Here is a 16,768-nt window from a genome sequence, read left to right as displayed (position 1 = left end):
TCTCAGCGCGCGTCGTCGTAACGGCCGTGCCAGTCACCGAACGTCTTCGTGAGCGCGCCGAGGGTGCTGCCGACGTGGAGGAGTTGGTAGTCTCGTTCGACCTTCTCGACGACGTCGTCCATCCCGAAGGTGAGTCCGCCGAGCGTCACGTCGCGGGCGAGCGCGGCGTCGTGCACCGTCTCGACGGCCGCCTGAACCTCGGGGTCGCCGACATCGCCGGGCGAGCCGTACGCGACGGAGAAGTCGTTCGGCCCGAGGAAGGCGAAACCGAGCTCCGGCACCGAGAGTATCTCGTCGATGTTCTCGACGGCCTCGACGGTCTCGACCGTCACGCCGAGACAGATTTCCTCGTCCTCGGTCCCGACGTAGTCGTCCGCGAGGCCGTAGCGCGCCGAGCGGGGGCCGGCGAGGCCGCGACGACCCGGCGAGCCGTCGTACTCGAAGTTCGCGGCCGCGAGGGCGTCGCGGACCTCGGCGGCGCTCTCGACGCGCGAGAGGAAGACGTTGCGCACGCCCGCGTCGAGGGCCTTGCGGACCATCGACGGGTTCGCCTCCGGGATACGGACGAGGAGTTCGGTGTCGGTCAACTCGGCCGCGCGCAGGAGGTCGGCGAGCGCGTCGGCGTCCCACGGGCTCGGCCCGCCGTGTTCGAGGTCGATCCAGACGAAGTCGAAGCCGAGTTCGCCGACGACCTCGACGGCCGCGGGGCTGTACGTGTTGTCGAGCACGCCGAACGCCGGCTCGTCACGAGCGAGCGTTCGGCGGAGCGCGTTGTGTCGCGGGTCCACGCCAGTGGCGAAGTGCGGCGCGAGCAAAAGCGTCCGGGCCGGCACCGGGCGCGGCGGCGCGACAACGCGGCAACGCGGCAACGCGGCGGCGCGACAACGCGGCAACGCGCCCCCCGAATCAGAGCACCGCGCGGACGGCGCCGGTCGGGTCTTACTGGATGTGGCCTTCTTCGCGCAGCTGCTCGGCGGCGTCGTCGTCGTAGCGCCACTCGACGTTCGCCTTCTCGTCCTGCCAGTCCCACGGTTCGGCGATGACGACGTCGCCCTCCTGAATCCACGTCCGGAACTTCATCCGGCCGGGGATACGCCCCATCCGCTCTTTGCCGTCCGCACAGCGAAGTTGCACGCGGCTCCCACCGAGCATCTCGGTGACGACCGCGAAGACCTGGTTGTCGTCGGGCATCCGGAGGTTCCGTCGGCCCTGATTGTCGCTCATACAGGAAGTAGGCCGGCGACACGGTTAAACGGTTCCCCTTCGTCACCGGGCGGCGAGCGACCCGGAGGGGACCGTTTCGCCCAGATTCGAGCGGAAACGAACAGGACCGGAAATAAATAGTTATACGCGGTGCGCGTCTCCTCTCGACAGAGACCACGTCCAGCAATGCTACCGGAAGCGAGAAAACGGAAGATAGTGGAACTGGTGTCGACGCACGACGGCCAGTCCGTCTCGGAGCTCGCGGACGAACTCGACTACTCGAAGGCGACGATACGGCGCGACCTGCGGGCGCTCGCGGAGGAGGGACTCATCGAGCGCAGCCACGGCGGGGCGCTCCCGGCCACGTCGGTCGCCAACGAGCGGTCGTACGACGAGCGCGAGGTCAAGAACCTGGAGGCGAAGCGCGCCATCGCGGCGCGCGCCGTCGAGGAGGTCGCGGACACCGAAGTCGTCTTCTTCGACGCGGGGACGACGACGACGGAGGTGGCGCGACGCGTCCCGAACGACCTCCTCGCGGTGACGAACTCGCCGCCGCTCGCCGTCGAGCTCGGGGACCGCGTCGAGGAGGTGAAGCTCACCGGCGGGACGTTCCGGCGTCGCACGCGCGCGCTCGTCGGCCCGACCGCCGAATCGTTCATGGAGCGAACGAACTTCGACCTCCTCTTCCTCGGGACGAACGGCCTCGACGTCGAGGCGGGGTTGACGACGCCGAACGAGAACGAGGCGCGGATGAAGGAGCTGATGGTGCAGAAGGCGAACCGGGTCGTGCTCGTCTGTGACGGCTCGAAGGTCGGCGAGCGCAGTTTCGTGCAGTTCGCGGACCTGTCGGACGTCGATCACCTCGTCACGGACGCCGCGCTCCCGAAGCGGCTCGCGGAGACGCTGGACGCCGCGGGCGTGCACGTGACGGAGGAGGTCACGGCGTGATTCTCACGGTCACGCCGAACCCCGCGCTCGACTACACGGTCGAACTGGACGAGCCGCTCGACGCCGGGACCGTCGCCCGGACGGACGGCGCGCGCATCGACGCGGGCGGGAAGGGTATCAACGTCTCGCAGTACCTCCGCGCGCTCGACACCGAGACGGCCGCGAGCGGATTCTTGGGCGACCCGTTCGGCCGGGTGCTCGCGGACGAGCTCGCCGAGTCGGGCTTCGAGACGGCGTTCGTCGCCGTCGGGGAGTCCACGCGACTCAATCAGACGATTCTCGCGCCGGACGGCGAGTACAAGGTCAATCAGGACGGTCCGCGGGTGACCCCGGAGGCCGTCGACGACTTGCTCTCGCGCGTGCGCGAGTTCGCGCCGCCGTCGCTCGTCGTCGGCGGGAGCCTCCCGCCGGGCGTCGGCCCCGGGGCCGTCGACCGGCTCGCGGCGGCGGGCGACTGGGCGACGACCGTCGACGTCGGCGGCGAGCTGCTCGCCGAGCTCGACGAGGAGTACGCCCTCTGCAAGCCGAACCGCGAGGAGCTCGCGGCCGCGACGGGGATGGCGACCGGAAGCGTCGAGGACTGTATCGCGGCGGCGGAGGCGCTGCGCGAGACGGGGTACGAGCGCGTGGTCGCCTCGCTGGGCGGCGACGGCGCGGTACTCGTCGGCCCCGACGGGGCGTTCGTCGCGAACGCCCTCGACGTCGACGTCGTGGACACGGTCGGGGCGGGCGACTCGCTCCTTGCGGGCGTGCTCGCGGCGTACGACGACGGCGCGGACGACGCGACGGCGCTCGCGCAGGGCGTCGCCGTCGCCTCCCGCGTCGTCGGCGTCGCGGGGACGAGCGTGCCCGACGTGACCGGAATCGCGGCCGTCCGCGACGACGTGCGCGTCCGGCGGCGGTAGGGCGTCGGTCAAATACCTGCAGAAGAGCGCACAACCGAACGGTTTTAACCACCCTCGAACAACTATCGTGACAGACCATGGCAGATCTGACCACAGCGTATCGGGACTACCTGACCTCCATCAAGGACGACTTGATGACCGGGGTGTCGCACATGATCCCGTTCGTCACCATCGGCGGGATATTCCTCGCGCTCGGCTACGCGTCGGCGAGCGTCTTCGGTGACGTCACGAACGTCTTCGAGGCGACGGGGACCCTCGGGTGGTTCTTCGCGCAGGTCGGGAGCATCGGTCTCACGATCATGGTGCCGATTCTCGGCGCGTACATCTCGTACGCCATCGCCGACAGGCCCGGACTCGCCCCCGGGTTCGTCCTCTCGTACCTCATCCAGCAGGGGAACGTCCTGCAGGAGGCCGGGACGATAATCGGTATCCAGGGTGGTGCCGCGGGGGCCGGCTACCTCGGCGCGCTCGTCGCCGGCCTGATAACGGGGTACGTCGCGCTGTGGTTCAAGCGCCGCGACGTCCCCGGCTTCATCGAGCCGATGATGCCGGTGCTCGTCATCCCGGTGGCGACGACGCTCGTGCTCCTCCCCGTGATGCTGTTCGTCGTCGGCGTCCCCGTCTCCATCCTCAACGCCGCGCTGACCGCGTGGCTCCGCGACATGCAGGGCGGCCAGGCGCTCCTCGTCGGCGCGATTCTCGGCGGGATGATGGCCTTCGACATGGGCGGTCCGATAAACAAGGTCGCGTACGTCTTCGCCACCGGTCTCATCAGCGAACAGCTCTACGGGCCGATGGCGGCCGTGATGATAGCGGGCATGACGCCGCCGCTCGGCATGGCGCTCGCCAACCTCGTCGCCCCCGAGAAGTACCCGGCGGAGATGTACGAGAACGCGAAGAACGCCATCCCGCTCGGCCTCTCCTTCATCACCGAGGGCGCCATCCCCTACGGGGCCTCCGACCCCGGTCGCGTCATCCCGGGCATCGTCGCCGGTTCGGCCGTCGCGGGCGCCGCCGCGATGGGCCTCGGCGTCACGATGCCCGCCCCGCACGGCGGCATCTTCGTGATTCCGCTGTCGAACAAGCCGTTCCTCTTCCTCGGCTGTCTCGTCCTCGGTGCCGTCGTCACCGCGGTCATCGAGTACGCCATCACGCCGGCGTACGACGAGCGCGTCGGCAACGTCTGAGTACCGGATACTGAACGAGTGCGGAACGCTTACCCTTCGCGCAACAACACTCACAAACGATGAACGAAGCTGAACTGAAGTCGCTTATCGACGTCGAGTTGATATCGCTCGACGAGCCGCCGGCGGAGAAGGAAGCGGTGATCGAACACCTCCTCGACCTCGCCGTCGCGGCCGGACGCGTCTCCGACCGGGAGCAGGCGCTCGCCGACCTCCTCGCGCGCGAGGAGGAGTCCACGACGGGCGTCGGGATGGGCATCGGCATCCCGCACGCGAAGACGGCGGGCGTCGACGAGCCGACGCTCGCGTTCACGCGCTCGGGCGAGGGCGTCGACTTCGGTGCGATGGACGACGAGCCCGCGACGCTCTTCTTCATGATACTCGTGCCCGAGGCGTCGAGCGACGATCACCTCCAGATACTCTCCAGCCTCTCGCGCTCGCTCGTCCACGAGGAGACCCGCGAGAAGCTCCACGCGGCGGAGACGCCCGAGCGCGTCCAGGAGATAGTCATCGAGGAGGTGGCCTGAGATGCCCGAGCGCGTCGTCGAGGTCGTCCCCGAGGAGGGCCTCCACGCCCGGCCCGCCTCGCTGTTCGTCGAGACCGCGAACGAGTACGACGCCGAGGTGTCCGTCGGCCCGGAGGGCGCGGCGGACGACGACCTCGTGAGTGCGTCGTCGATGCTCGCCGTCACCGGCCTCGGCGTCGCGGGCGGTGAGAAACTGCGCATCGTCGCGGAGGGCGGGGACGCCGAAGCCGCCCTCGACGCCCTCGAAGCGCTCCTCTCGACGCCGGAGGACGAACTGTAGGCATGAGCGAGCGACGACTCGCGGGTATCGACGTCACGCCCCTCGCCGGCGTTGGCACCGTCGTCTGGTACCGTCCGGACGCCGACCTCCCGGAGCCCCCGGCACCCGAGGACGTCGACGGCGAGGCGGAGTTCGCGGCGTTCGAGGCGGCCCGCGACGAGGCGGAGGCCGAACTCGACGAGGAGCGCGAGCGTACGGCAGAGCGCGTCGGCGAGGACGAGGCCGCGGTCTTCGACGCGCACGCCCAGTTCCTCACCGACCCGCAGATCGCCGACGGCGTCGCGGAGCGCATCGACGGCGGCCTCCCGGCGACCCACGCCGTCCGTGAGACCTTCGACGAGTTCGTCGAGCAGTTCGCGGGGATGGAGGGGAAGATGGCCGAGCGCGCGGACGACCTCCGCGACGTCCGGGACCGCCTCCTCCGCATCCTCACGGACGGCGAGCGCGTCGACCTCTCCGCGCTGCCCGAAGGGTCGGTGGTGTTCGCGGAACGACTCACGCCGAGCGATACGGCGCAGCTCGACCCGGAGCGCGTCGCGGGCTTCGCCACCGTCACGGGCGGTCGCACCTCGCACGCGGCGATATTCGCGCGCTCGCTCGCCATCCCCGCGGTCGTCGGCGTCGGCGAGGCCCTGAACGACGTCGCGGACGGCGAGACGGTCGTCGTCGACGGCGACGCGGGCGAGGTCGTCGTCGACCCGGACGAGGACACCGTCGCGGCCGCGAGCGAGGACGCGACGGCCCCGGTCCGCGAGGGGGCCGTCGAGACGGTCGACGGGACCGAAATCGAGGTCGCGGCGAACGTCGGAACGCCGGCGGAACTCGGCCCCGCGGCGGAGCGCGGCGCGGACGGCGTCGGGCTCTTTCGCACCGAGTTCCTCTTCCTCGACCGCGATGACGCCCCCGACGAGGACGAGCAGTACGCGGCCTATCGGGAGGCCATCGAGACGTTCCCCGACGGGCGCGTCGTCGTCCGGACGCTCGACGTCGGAGGCGACAAGCCCGTCCCGTACCTCGACCTGCCCGCGGAAGAGAACCCCTTCCTCGGCGAGCGCGGCATCCGGCGCTCGCTCGGGCCGGACGCGGACCTCTTCGAGACGCAACTGCGCGCGCTCCTGCGCGCGGACGCGGACACCGACGTCGGGAGCCTCGCGGTGATGCTCCCCCTCGTCGCCACCGTGGAGGAGATCGAAGCGGCCGAGACCGTCCTCGAAGGGGTCGTCGACGACCTCCGGGACGAGGGCGTCGACGCGGAGCGCCCGGAGTTCGGCGTGATGATCGAGACGCCCGCGGCGGCGTTCATGGCGGACGCGTTCGTCCCGCACGTTGATTTCTTCAGCATCGGAACGAACGACCTCGCGCAGTACGTGATGGCGGCCGAGCGCGGCAACGACGCCGTCGCGGACCTCGGCGACTTCCGCCAGCCGGCGGTGTTGCGCGCCATCGACGCGGCGGCGCGCGCGGCCGAGGGGACGGACGTCTGGGTGGGGATGTGCGGCGAGATGGCCGGCGACCCCGAGCTGACCGAGTTGCTCGTCGGCCTCGGGCTGACCGAGCTCTCGATGAGCGCGGTGACGGTGCCGGCGGTGAAGGCACGCGTCGCGGAGATCGACACGGAGGCGGCGACGGCGCTCGCGGAGCGCGCGCTCGCCGCTGCCAGTAAAGACGAAGTGACGGACCTCCTAACGTAACGTATGAAGCTAGTCGCAGTCACGAGTTGTCCGACGGGTATCGCACACAGCCAGATGGCGGCCGAGAACCTCGAAACGACGGCGGAGGGGATGGGCCACGAAATCGAAGTCGAGGTCCAGGGGGCCATGGGCGCGGAGAACGAACTCACCGCCGACGACATCGCGGCGGCGGACGCCGTCATCATCACGGCGGACACGGCCGTCCAGACGGACCGCTTCGAGGGGAAGCCGGTCGTGCAGGGGTCCGTGAAGGCGGGCGTCAACCGCGCGGGCGAGATGATAGAGCGCGCCGTCGCAGCCGCGAAAGCGGGCGAGTCCGGCATCATCAGCGAGGGCGGCGTCGCCGGGACGGCGAGCGGGACGACGAGCGTGGACACGGACCGGACGCCGGCCGTGGACGCGGACGCGGATGCGGAGTCGGACGCCGAGACGGACGAACCGACGAAGCGCGGCGGCGACCCGGAGAAGGGCATCTTCCGCCGGCTCCGCCGGTGGATTACGGGCTAACTCGCATCGGAGTTTTCGTTTCTGCTCGGGTCTGCGTTTTTCCGTGTCAATTATACGGGTGGCGGAGAACCACCCGCACGAGGTAACACAATGGGCTTCTACGGCGGCGACGAACTCTCGAAGGTGTACGCAGACGGACTGGAGGACGGCTTCGGTCTCGTCGCGAGCAACGTCGCGGAACCGAACGTGCTCCTGGGACTGCTGGAGGGGGCCGAGCGCGTCGACTCGGACCTCCTCGTCCAGATGAGCGCCGGAGCCTGTCGGTTCGCCGGCGACGGCGACGAGGTGGCGGGCCTGAAGGCGATGGGGAACTACATCGAGGTGATGGCCGAGCAGCGCGACATCGGCGTCTTCCTCAACATGGACCACCAGACGGACATGGCGTTCATCGAGGCGCAGATGGACCTCGACATCCCCTCCTCCATCATGATCGACGCGAGCCACGAGGAGTTCGAGGAGAACGTCGCGCGCTCGAAGCGCGTCGTCGAGATGGCCGAGGAGAAGGGCTCGGACGTCCTCGTCGAGGCCGAGCTCGGCCAAATCAAGGGCGTCGAGGACGGCATCGAGGCCGACGAGGCCTTCTACACCGACCCCGAGCAGGCCGTCGAGTTCGTCGAGCGCACGGGCTGCGACCTGCTCGCCATCGCCGTCGGCACCCAGCACGGCGTGGCGAAGGGCAAGGACCTCGAACTCCGCCCCGACCTCGCGCGCGACATCGAGGACGCGCTGCGCGACCACGGCCTCGACACGCCGCTCGTCCTCCACGGCTCCTCGGGCCTCCAGCCCTCGCAGGTCGAGGAGATGATGCAGTACGGCATCTGCAAGATGAACAAGGACACGCGCTACCAGTACGAGTACACGCGGACGGCCTTCGACCTCTACCGGGCGCACACGGACGAACTCGTCCCGCCGGAGGGCGTCCCGGACAGCCGCGACACCTTCTTCGAGGACGCCGACTGGTCGCCGAACAAGGACGTCTTCGACCCGCGCGTCGCGGGCCGGGACATCCGCGAGCGCATCGCGGACGTCCACGCCGACCTCGCCGAACTTGCCGGGAGCGCCGGGCAGAGCCGCTACGCGTAACGCCCACAGCTCTCCGTTCTCGCACGTCTCGGGTTCGGTTCTTCTCGCTCTCCGCCTGTTCTCTCTTCTCGTCCCACCGTCCTCTCGCTCTCTCTCCTCGTTCCACCGTCCGCCCGCCCCCCGCCGCGCTCCCCCGTTTCTCTCCATCCGTCTCTCCGCCCGCGACCCCGGACAGCGGCGCGCCCGGCGGTCGAGCCGACCCCGCTCGCGCACCGCCATCTCTAAGTAGTCGGTTGTAACACTAGGTGGTATGTCGTTCAGCGGCTTCAGCGACGCGACGGAGGCACAGGTCACGAACGCCATCGCCCGCTCGTGGGGCGACGAGTTCCTCGACTACACGGACACGGAGGCGATAATCGTCGGCGGCGGCCCCTCGGGGCTCACGTGCGCGAAGGAGCTCGCGGAGCGCGGCGTCGACGTGATGGTCGTCGAGAAGAACAACTACCTCGGCGGTGGGTTCTGGCTCGGGGGTTTCCTGATGAACAAGCTCACCGTCCGCGAGCCCGCCCAGCGCGTCCTCGACGAACTCGGCGTCCCCTACGAGGAGGCGGAGGAGGCGGACGGCCTCCAGCTCGCGGACGGACCGCACGCGTGCTCGGCGCTCATCCACGCGGCCTGCGACGCCGGCGCGAAGGTCCAGAACATGACGGAGTTCACGGACGTCGTCGTCCGCGAGGACCACGAGGTGTCGGGCATCGTGATGAACTGGTCGCCGATACACGCGCTCCCGCGCGAGCTGACCTGCGTCGACCCCATCGCCGTCGAGTCGGACATCGTCATCGACGCGACGGGCCACGACGCCGTCGTCGTCTCGAAACTTCAGGAGCGCGGCGTCGTCGACGCGCCCGGCATCGACGAGACGGAGGCGACGGGGATGGACACCACCGAGGAGGGCGAGTACGGCGCGCCCGGCCACGACTCCCCCGGCCACGACTCGATGTGGGTCGCGGACTCCGAGGACAAGGTCGTCGAATATACGGGCAAGGTCCACGACGGCCTCCTCACCTGCGGGCTCTCGACGGCGACGACGCACGGGCTCACGCGGATGGGCCCGACGTTCGGCGCGATGCTCCTCTCGGGCAAGCGCGCCGCCCAAACCGCCATCGACGAGCTCGGCGTCGACGCACCGAGCGTCGACATGCCGGGGGCGTCGGCCTCGCCCGCTGACGACTAGCGTGATCCCGGAGGGATCACGTTGACGCGAACGGCGACGCCGTGAGCAACGCGTCGCGGAGCGACCGCGTTCAGGCGAGCGGGAGTGAGCGGCGCGAAACGACACGCGAGCGGCGTGTTCCCGGAGGGAGCACGTTGACGCGAACGGCGACGCCCCGTCAGGCTTCGAGGACGCCCGCGACGTACGCGTCGGCGACGTCGCGCGCCACGCGGAGAACGTCGGGGTCGGCGAGGACGACGTATCGGGTGCGCGCGCCCTTCACGATGGTGATGAGCGCCGAGGCGACGGTGTCCGGGTCGACGTCGTCGCGGAAGACCCCCCGCTCGATGCCGTCGGCGATGACGGCGCGGAAGACGTCGCGGATGTACTCGTCGTTCCGGACGAGCTGCTCGCGGATGGCGTCGTGGTAGGGCGCCTGCGCGCGCATTTCGAGGAGCGCGCAGATGAGGTCGTAGTCGTCCTCGCGTTCGATGAGGAGCCCGTCAAGGAGGTCGCCGAGGCGGTCCTCAGGGTCGTCGGTCTCGATTTCGCGGACGTGATCGAGGAACTTATCGAGGAGGTACGCGAGGAAGGCGACGAGCAGGTCGTCCTTCGTGTCGTAGTGGTAGTGGATGGCCGCCGTCGTCTTCCCGTACTCCTCGGCGATGGCGCGCATCGTGAGGTCGGCGTACCCGTGTTCGCGGAGCGCGCGGTAGGTCGCTTCCATGATGGCCTCCTCGACGTCCGTGCGCTCCCGATCCGTCGGCGTGTCGGCCATTAGTAGTACGTGGGGTCGCGGGGGGTTTGGGTGCGTCGGTTCGACGCCCGACGACGGCGGTCGCGGGCGACGAGCGGGCACGGCGCGGTGGCCGGCACGGGGTGGTGTGCGGGCGGTGCGGCGTGGGAGGAAGGCGTCAGGCGGCGTCGAAGCAGCCGTCGACGACGTCGAGGAACTCCTCGGGGCGTTCGGCATGCGGGACGAGCGCCGTCCGGTCGATCTCGACGAAGTCGGCCCCCGCGGCGTCGGCGAGTTCGCGGCCCTCGGCGGGCGTCGTCGTCTCCGCGGCCGACCCCCAGACGAGCGTCAGCGGGCCGTCGTAGGCCCCGAGCGCGGCTTCGAGGTCGACGTCGACGTTGAGGTAGCCGCCGACGAACGCCGCGACGGCGTGTTTCGCGCCGCGCTGGTGGGCGCTGCGCCACTGGTAGTCGAGCCACGCGTCGTCGGCGTTCTCGACGTCGTAGTAGCCGTGGTCGGCGTTCGAGCGCCGGATGGAGTAGCGGGCGGTCGCGGCGTCGACGAGGAGGTCGCCGAGCAGCGGCGCGCGGACGACGCGGCGCGCCCACGGGTTCGGCCCCGGCATCGCGCCCGTCGAGGGGCAGACGAGGACGAGCGCCCGCGGGTCGATCTCGCCGCGCGCGAGCGCGTTCGCCACGTAGCCGCCGGCGAGCGAGGCCGCGAGCACTGCCGGGTCGTCGTAGCGGTCGAGGAACGCCGCGACGAACTCCGTGTAGAGGTCGCCGTCGTAGTCGATGGGCGGGCGGTCCGAACAGCCGAATCCCGGGAAGTCCGGCGCGACGACGTGGTAGTCGTCGGCGAGCGCGTCCCATATCTCCCGGTACTCGCCGCTCGACCCCGCGGCGTTCACGCCATGCAGGCAGACGACGGTGGGGGCCGACGAGTCGCCGGCCTCGGTGTACGCCACGTCCATCCCGCGCCAGCGAAACGTCCCGCGGCGGCCGCCAAGCGGCGGTTCGAGGTCGCCGGCGTACGCGCCGAGTGCGCGGTCCGCGACGGTCGCGAGCCCGACCGCGCCGGCCGCCGCGCCGATGGTTCGGAGGAGTCGCATGGACGACGGTTGGCCCGCGAGCGACAAAAGTGCGGGTGGAAGGGGCAGTCCGGGCGGCGAAACGGGGGGAGTGAGAACGATACTGGTGGCCGGGAACCGCGAAGAACGGCGGACGATACGGGGTCCCGGCAGTGTCGTGTGAGAAACGTTTAGACGCCGCCGTGCGACGCCACGCGCATGCCCTCGGATCGCTGGCTCTACGCGCTCTCCCTCTCGGCGGTCGCCTCCAGCGTCGCCGGCCTGCTCGTGCCGCTCTACGTCGTCTCGCTCGGCGGCGGCCCGGGCGCGCTCGGCGTGTCGGCGTCGCTGTCGTCGCTCGTCGGCGCGCCCGGGGCGATCCTCGCCGGCCGCTACGCCGACCGGACGGGGGACCGCCGCGGGGTCGTCGTCGCCGCGCTCGCCGTCGCCGCCGTCGCGCTCGTCGTCCTCCCGTTCCTCCACAGCGTCTGGACGGTCATCGCCGTCTACGCCGTCCTCGCGTTCGCCATCGCAGCCATCTCGCCCGTCGTCACGATGCTCGTGGTGGGCGACACGCCCGAGCAAGCGTGGAACGGCCGTATCGCGCGCCTCAACGTCTTCCAGGGGTACGGCTCGACGGCGGGGTTCGTCATCGGGACGGTGTGGACGGTCGGCGTCGCGGCGGTCGCTTCCACGGAGGTCGTGCAGGGGTCGCTGTTCGCCGTCGCGGCGCTCTTCGGCGTCGGGGCCGCCGCGCTCGCCGTGTACTCGCTCCCGCGCCACGACGCCATGCAGGTCGGTCCGCGGCGCGCGAATCGCGTCGCCGCCATCCTCTCGCGGACCTCGCGGAACGCCCCGGACGCGACGTTCGCGTACGGGACGAACCGGCTCTTCTGGGCGACGCGCTCGCTCTCGCTCGCCCGCCTCCGCCGCCTCCGCGCGGACCTCCCGCCGGCGCTCTGGCTCTACTTCGGCGCGGCGTTCTGTTTCTTCACGGGCTTCTCCGTCTTCTGGGCACCGCTCCCCCTCTACCTCGACGCGAACCTCGGCTTCACCTCGGGGATGGTGTTCGCGCTCTACCTCGTGAACAACGCGGCCTCAACGCTCCTCTTCGGCCGCGCCGGTGACGTCAGCGGCGCACACGACGTTCGGCTCGTGCAGGGCGGCGCGCTCGGCCTGCGCGCCGCCGCGTTCGTCGGCGTCGCCGGCGTCGGGCTCTTCGGCGCGGACGCGCTCTCGGGGACGCTCGGTTCGCTGGCCGCGGTCGGGGCGCTCCTCTTCGTCGTCGGCGTCACGTGGGCGTTCATCGCCGTCACCGGGACGGCCATCGTCTCGCGGTTCGCCCCGGCGAGCGCCCGCGGGAGCGTCCTCGGAACGTACGCCGCACTGGCCGCCGTCGCGGGCGCGGTCGGCGGCCTCCTCGGCGGCTGGCTCGCCGCCTACCGCTTCGACGTCGCGTTCGTCGTCGCCGCCGGCCTCTGCGTCGTCGGCGCGGCCGTCGTCTACGGCGCACGGCGGCTCTCGGCGGGGTCGGCGGCCACCACCGACGGGACGGGCGCGTGAGCTGACGGCGACGCGGGGACGCGGGGACGAACGGCGAACCGCGCGCCGGCGGCGTCGTCCGTACCGGCAGCGAGTGGCGGGACCCGGTCCTTTAGGCGCGTCCCGGCCGTCCGAGCGGACGTGGCAACGTCCCACTCTCGCTATCGTGCCGGCGTGTGCAACATCGGTCGGCGCGAGCGACGCCGTCGATACACGTACGCCGCGGCCGCCCTCGTCGCCGCGGGCGCGTTCGTGGTCGGCGTCGTGCTCGGCGTCGTCCCGCAGGAACTCGTCCCCGCCCTCTTCGTCCCGCTCGCGCTCGCCGCCGAGTGGTACCTCCAGGCCTCGAAGTCCTTCTGCGCCGCCCTCGCGCTCCTCGGCCGGTACAGCTTCGAGGACGCCGACGAGCACGGGGCCGTCGAGGACCCGGCGGACCGCGCGGCCGACCAGCAGTACGCCGTCCAAATCACCGCGACCGCCGTCGTCGTCGCCGCGCTCGTCACGACCGTCGTCTTCGTCGCGCTCTGAGGGCGGGGCTCCGCGTCCCCGCGGAACGACGTCTCCTCGTTCACGCGCGTCGAGGGGTGACGTCGTCCTCGCGTCCGAGTGAGCGCGCACGTTCGTGTCGCTTCGGCGCTCGGCCGCGTCACCGCGCCGCGTCGGCCGTGACGTCGAATCCCCGCTCGACGAACGCCGCGACGGCCCGTTCGTACGTCTCGTCGCCGTGCGACAGATAGCGCGACGGGAGGTTCACGCGGCGCTTGCGCGTCGCGTCGCCGTCGCGGTAGGTGAGCACGAGCCGCGGGCGCGTCAGACCCTTCTCGCCGCGCGTCGCACGCACCGACTCGACCCGGTCGAGCGCGAGGCGGTCCGGCGAGCGATACCCGCGGACGTAATCGAGGAGACGAAGCGCGACGACGAGCGCGAGAACGACGCCCGCACCGACAGCGACCCAAATGAGGTCGGCGCGCCGCGTGAGGAGACGCGTGAGCAGTCGTCCCGACCAGCCGAGCGCGACGACGAGCCAGCAGACGTAGCCGACGAAGAGCGCCTTGCGCCACCACACGTCGCTGCGCCAGTAGCCCCGGTAGAGCGAGCGGGCGTAGCCGACGACGGAGGCGTCGAGGACGAGCGCGCCGTCGTCGAAACGCGCGGTGCCGCGCTTCGTGTCGAAGGCGTCGGGGGGACCGGCGGCGTCGGACGCGACGTTCGGGGGGTCGGTACCGTCGGGAGGAGCGTCGTGCGGGTCGATGGAGGGCACGAACGGGTCGTGACGCGCCGGCGAGATATCCGTTCCGGTGGCCCGTACGGCTTTTGGCGGTGGGGGCCGTTCGGTCGCTCGATGGTAGGGCGGGGATTGGACCGATGGCGACGCGATTGGCACCGATGGGTAGCGTTCAGCGCCGACCGACGGATTCTGACGACGCTCGTCCTCCTCATCGGGTTCACCTTCTTCGGGCCCGTCGCCAGCTTCCTCCTCCCGTCCGCGAAGAACCCGCTCGCGGACTCCAGTCCCACTATCTCGCTCGTCTCCGCGCTCCTCAGCGGGACGTTCTTCCTCTTCAGCATCGTCGTCACCGTCAACACGCTGTTCGTCTCCCAACAGCAACACCCGCTGGCCCAGCAGTTCGGCCGCGTGCAGAGCGTCGTCGAGTACCGCCGCCAACTGGAGGACGTCGTCGACACCGAACACGTCCCGGCCGAACCAGAAGCGCTCCTGCGACTGCTCTCGGGCAGCATCCTCGAACGCGCTCAGCGCCTCGAAGACGAGCTCGGTGCCGCGGATTTCGAGCTGCGCGAGGACCTCGACGGCTACGTCGAGACGCTCGCGGAGGAGACGGGCGAGATGAATCGCGGGCTGGAGGACGCCGAGGACACCCTCGACGTCGTGCTGGCGACCATCGACTACGACCACGACAGACAGATACACGACCTCCGCGCGATTCGCGTCGCCCACGGCGACGAACTCGACGACGGGACCGCAGAACGAATCGAGGAGATGCTGCGGCTCCTCCAGTACGCCGCGACCGCCCGCGAGTACTTCAAGACGCTCTACACGCGCCGCGACCTCGCGAACCTCTCGCGCGACCTCGTGCTCACCGCCGTCCCGACCGCCGCCATCGTCGCGGCGTTCATGCACTTCCTCACGGACCTCCCAGACAGCAACCTCCTCGTCGTCGCCGTCGAGGCCGTCGCGTTCGCGCCCTTCGTCCTCGTCGCCGCCTACGTCCTCCGCGTGACGCTCGTCAACAGCGCGCAACGCGCCGCCGGCCAGTTCGTCGTCGGCGACGACGGCGGCGACATCGAGGGCATCCCGGACGGCGACTGAGGCGAGTTAGGACGCGTCCGTCGGCGGGTCCGTTCCGTCGGCCACGTCCCGGACGGCTTCGACGTCGACCACCTCGCCGTCGTCGTTCAGCGCCCGGACGAGAATCACGTACTCGTCCCCGCTCGTGTAGTAACTCGACCCCGACGGCGGGTACGTCGCGCTCCCGTTCGGCGCGAGCCCGAGCATCGACTCTACCCCGTATCCCGGGTTACTCGGGTGGTGGAAGACGACGTCGACGCGCGAGGCGTTCGAGGCGTACTCGACCCGGTAGCGGCTCTTCTTTCCGGCCTTCTTCGCGCTCTTGTCGCTCACCGCCACCCGCGAGAGGACGGCGCGGTCGGTGTCGTAGGACTCCGCGCTGTCGCGACCGTCCGCGACGTCCGTGACGACGTAGGCGTCCACGACGCTCCCGTCCGCGTCGTACGCGAGGAACGTGAACGCGTAGCGCCCACCGCCGGAGCCGTAGTAGTCGAACCCGGCCGTCGCGTCCGTCCACGCCTTCGCGACGCTCCCGTCCTGCATCACCATCGCCTCGACGCGAGCCGCGCCCGAACCGGCGGTCGCCTCGACGGTGTAGTGGCCGTCGGACTTGTCGTCGACGCTGAGGTGGCGAATCGGCTTCCCGGGACGCGACACCGCACCGAGGTTCCGGCCGTCCTCGCCGTCGGCGGTATCGTCGAGCGTCCGAACGTCCAGGACGCGCCCGTCGCCGTCGAGCGCCGCGACGACGATGGTGTAGTCGTCACCGTAGGTTCTCTCGGCGTACGTCGCGCTCCCGTTCGCCGGGTGCGTCCCGGTGCGAATCGCGTACGTCGCCTCGCGGTCGACGAACGCGACGGCGACCCGCTGGGTGGAGTCAGCCGTCGCGTACGAGACGGCGTACTGGGTCCCATCACTCACCGTGCTCCGGTCGGCGAGCGTGACGTTCCGAATCGCGTCGCGCGCACCGGGCTCGAAGCCGTCGTGCGTGTCGCGGCCGTCCGCGACGTCCTGGAGGACGTATCGGTCGAGCACGCCCCCGCTCGCGTTCCGCGCGACGAACGAAGCCACGTATCGCTCGCCGGCGCTCCCGGTGGTGTAGGTGACGCTCCCGCTCGGCGTCGTCACCGTCGTCGCCCGTGCGACCTTTGAGGCGTTCGCGGTCGGCGTCAGCGAGACCGTCACGTTCGCCACCGCGTCGGCCGCCTCGTAGCCGAGCGTGTACGCCACGCCGTCACCGGACGGGCCGGTCCGGTCGACGAGGGAGACCTGCGAGAGCGGGGAGTCGGCACGAGAGACGGTCCCGGCGGCGTCCGAGTCGGCGCCGTCGGCCACGTCGGCGACGGTCTCGGTGTCGAGGACGGTGTCGCTCCCGTCGTGCGCGCGGACGGTGACGGTGTACCGGTCGCCGGCCGTACCCTGATCATCGTACGCGACGGTGTGGGTCCCCGCCGTCGCCGCGAGGCCGGTCGCGTTCCGCGTCACGGTGTCCGTCGTCTCGTCACGAACCGTCACGGAGACGGTCGCCGTGCGCGCGGCGTCCGTCCCGTCGAGCGCGTACCGCACGTCGTACGCCGCCCGGTCGTTCGGGCCGCTTCGGTCCACGAGCGTGACGTCGAGAGACACCGGCGG

The 16,768-nt window shown here is 70.7% G+C and carries 18 protein-coding genes; 12 read left to right on the top strand and 6 right to left on the bottom strand.

Annotated elements, in window-relative coordinates:
- Positions 1-2: 2 nt before the first annotated feature.
- Positions 3-788 (bottom strand): HpcH/HpaI aldolase family protein, encoded by a 786-nt coding sequence (locus IEX84_RS05580; protein WP_188870685.1) that lies wholly within the window; start codon positions 786-788, stop codon positions 3-5.
- A gap of 151 nt (positions 789-939) precedes the next feature.
- Positions 940-1,224, bottom strand: coding sequence for a translation initiation factor eIF-1A (gene eif1A / locus IEX84_RS05575; protein WP_188870683.1), 285 nt, complete (start codon positions 1,222-1,224; stop codon positions 940-942).
- 165 nt (positions 1,225-1,389) lie between these two features.
- Between eif1A and glpR the strand changes: the two genes are divergently transcribed.
- The 9 genes from glpR to IEX84_RS05530 all read left to right on the top strand — a co-directional run bounded on the left by glpR (position 1,390) and on the right by IEX84_RS05530 (position 9,502).
- A complete protein-coding gene (gene glpR, locus IEX84_RS05570; protein WP_188870681.1) occupies positions 1,390-2,151 on the top strand; it encodes an HTH-type transcriptional regulator GlpR in 762 nt (253 codons plus the stop codon).
- A complete protein-coding gene (gene pfkB / locus IEX84_RS05565) occupies positions 2,148-3,056 on the top strand; it encodes a 1-phosphofructokinase (RefSeq protein ID WP_188870679.1) in 909 nt (302 codons plus the stop codon). The genes glpR and pfkB overlap by 4 nt, the downstream gene beginning before the upstream one ends.
- A gap of 77 nt (positions 3,057-3,133) precedes the next feature.
- Entirely contained in the window at positions 3,134-4,243 is a 1,110-nt protein-coding gene (locus IEX84_RS05560) for a PTS fructose transporter subunit IIC (RefSeq protein ID WP_188870677.1), read from the top strand.
- A gap of 59 nt (positions 4,244-4,302) precedes the next feature.
- A complete protein-coding gene (locus tag IEX84_RS05555; protein WP_188870675.1) occupies positions 4,303-4,767 on the top strand; it encodes a PTS sugar transporter subunit IIA in 465 nt (154 codons plus the stop codon).
- Between the two features lies 1 nt (position 4,768).
- On the top strand, positions 4,769-5,047 hold the full coding sequence (locus IEX84_RS05550; RefSeq protein ID WP_188870673.1) for an HPr family phosphocarrier protein: 279 nt from the start codon (positions 4,769-4,771) through the stop codon (positions 5,045-5,047).
- A 2-nt stretch (positions 5,048-5,049) separates the two neighbouring features.
- Positions 5,050-6,738 carry a phosphoenolpyruvate--protein phosphotransferase gene (gene ptsP, locus IEX84_RS05545; RefSeq protein WP_188870671.1) on the top strand — a complete coding sequence of 563 codons (1,689 nt, stop codon included), beginning with the start codon at positions 5,050-5,052 and terminating at the stop codon, positions 6,736-6,738.
- Positions 6,739-6,741: 3 nt separating this feature from the next.
- On the top strand, positions 6,742-7,245 hold the full coding sequence (locus IEX84_RS05540; protein ID WP_188870669.1) for a PTS fructose transporter subunit IIB: 504 nt from the start codon (positions 6,742-6,744) through the stop codon (positions 7,243-7,245).
- A gap of 90 nt (positions 7,246-7,335) precedes the next feature.
- Positions 7,336-8,328, top strand: coding sequence for a class II fructose-bisphosphate aldolase (gene fba, locus IEX84_RS05535; protein ID WP_188870667.1), 993 nt, complete (start codon positions 7,336-7,338; stop codon positions 8,326-8,328).
- A 250-nt stretch (positions 8,329-8,578) separates the two neighbouring features.
- Entirely contained in the window at positions 8,579-9,502 is a 924-nt protein-coding gene (locus IEX84_RS05530; RefSeq protein ID WP_188870665.1) for a sulfide-dependent adenosine diphosphate thiazole synthase, read from the top strand.
- A gap of 157 nt (positions 9,503-9,659) precedes the next feature.
- Here IEX84_RS05530 and IEX84_RS05525 read toward each other — a convergent pair whose 3' ends face one another.
- Entirely contained in the window at positions 9,660-10,259 is a 600-nt protein-coding gene (locus tag IEX84_RS05525) for a TetR/AcrR family transcriptional regulator (RefSeq protein ID WP_188870663.1), read from the bottom strand.
- Positions 10,260-10,395: 136 nt separating this feature from the next.
- Positions 10,396-11,328 carry an alpha/beta fold hydrolase gene (locus IEX84_RS05520; RefSeq protein WP_188870661.1) on the bottom strand — a complete coding sequence of 311 codons (933 nt, stop codon included), beginning with the start codon at positions 11,326-11,328 and terminating at the stop codon, positions 10,396-10,398.
- A 177-nt stretch (positions 11,329-11,505) separates the two neighbouring features.
- On the opposite strand from IEX84_RS05520, the gene IEX84_RS05515 reads away from it, so the two are divergent.
- Entirely contained in the window at positions 11,506-12,849 is a 1,344-nt protein-coding gene (locus tag IEX84_RS05515; protein WP_188870659.1) for an MFS transporter, read from the top strand.
- 120 nt (positions 12,850-12,969) lie between these two features.
- The gene (locus IEX84_RS05510; RefSeq protein WP_188870656.1) at positions 12,970-13,356 is read left to right on the top strand and encodes a hypothetical protein; all 387 of its coding nucleotides are present in this window, start codon (positions 12,970-12,972) and stop codon (positions 13,354-13,356) included.
- A 118-nt stretch (positions 13,357-13,474) separates the two neighbouring features.
- Here IEX84_RS05510 and IEX84_RS05505 read toward each other — a convergent pair whose 3' ends face one another.
- Positions 13,475-14,089 (bottom strand): hypothetical protein, encoded by a 615-nt coding sequence (locus IEX84_RS05505; RefSeq protein ID WP_188870654.1) that lies wholly within the window; start codon positions 14,087-14,089, stop codon positions 13,475-13,477.
- An 81-nt stretch (positions 14,090-14,170) separates the two neighbouring features.
- Here IEX84_RS05505 and IEX84_RS05500 point away from each other — a divergent pair, with 81 nt between their 5' ends.
- On the top strand, positions 14,171-15,157 hold the full coding sequence (locus tag IEX84_RS05500; RefSeq protein ID WP_188870652.1) for a hypothetical protein: 987 nt from the start codon (positions 14,171-14,173) through the stop codon (positions 15,155-15,157).
- A 6-nt stretch (positions 15,158-15,163) separates the two neighbouring features.
- On the opposite strand, the gene IEX84_RS05495 is transcribed toward IEX84_RS05500, so the two are convergent.
- Positions 15,164-16,762, bottom strand: coding sequence for a hypothetical protein (locus tag IEX84_RS05495; RefSeq protein ID WP_188870650.1), 1,599 nt, complete (start codon positions 16,760-16,762; stop codon positions 15,164-15,166).
- Positions 16,763-16,768: the final 6 nt, after the last annotated feature.

It is taken from the genome of Halarchaeum rubridurum, assembly GCF_014647115.1.
In the GTDB taxonomy this organism is placed as follows: Archaea; Halobacteriota; Halobacteria; order Halobacteriales; family Halobacteriaceae; genus Halarchaeum; species Halarchaeum rubridurum.
Note: the sequence above shows the minus strand (reverse complement) of the source record. Positions and strands in the feature narration are given on the sequence as shown.

Excerpts from the sequence above, each read along its gene's own strand:
- IEX84_RS05540 (WP_188870669.1), top strand. The coding sequence starts at position 6,742 with ATGAAGCTAGTCGCAGTCACGAGTTGTCCGACGGGTATCGCACACAGC.
- IEX84_RS05550 (WP_188870673.1), top strand. The coding sequence starts at position 4,769 with ATGCCCGAGCGCGTCGTCGAGGTCGTCCCCGAGGAGGGCCTCCACGCC.
- ptsP (WP_188870671.1), top strand. The coding sequence starts at position 5,050 with ATGAGCGAGCGACGACTCGCGGGTATCGACGTCACGCCCCTCGCCGGC.
- glpR (WP_188870681.1), top strand. The coding sequence starts at position 1,390 with ATGCTACCGGAAGCGAGAAAACGGAAGATAGTGGAACTGGTGTCGACG.
- IEX84_RS05530 (WP_188870665.1), top strand. The coding sequence starts at position 8,579 with ATGTCGTTCAGCGGCTTCAGCGACGCGACGGAGGCACAGGTCACGAAC.
- IEX84_RS05555 (WP_188870675.1), top strand. The coding sequence starts at position 4,303 with ATGAACGAAGCTGAACTGAAGTCGCTTATCGACGTCGAGTTGATATCG.
- fba (WP_188870667.1), top strand. The coding sequence starts at position 7,336 with ATGGGCTTCTACGGCGGCGACGAACTCTCGAAGGTGTACGCAGACGGA.
- IEX84_RS05520 (WP_188870661.1), bottom strand. The coding sequence starts at position 11,328 with ATGCGACTCCTCCGAACCATCGGCGCGGCGGCCGGCGCGGTCGGGCTC.
- eif1A (WP_188870683.1), bottom strand. The coding sequence starts at position 1,224 with ATGAGCGACAATCAGGGCCGACGGAACCTCCGGATGCCCGACGACAAC.
- IEX84_RS05525 (WP_188870663.1), bottom strand. The coding sequence starts at position 10,259 with ATGGCCGACACGCCGACGGATCGGGAGCGCACGGACGTCGAGGAGGCC.
- IEX84_RS05560 (WP_188870677.1), top strand. The coding sequence starts at position 3,134 with ATGGCAGATCTGACCACAGCGTATCGGGACTACCTGACCTCCATCAAG.
- IEX84_RS05500 (WP_188870652.1), top strand. The coding sequence starts at position 14,171 with ATGGTAGGGCGGGGATTGGACCGATGGCGACGCGATTGGCACCGATGG.
- IEX84_RS05515 (WP_188870659.1), top strand. The coding sequence starts at position 11,506 with ATGCCCTCGGATCGCTGGCTCTACGCGCTCTCCCTCTCGGCGGTCGCC.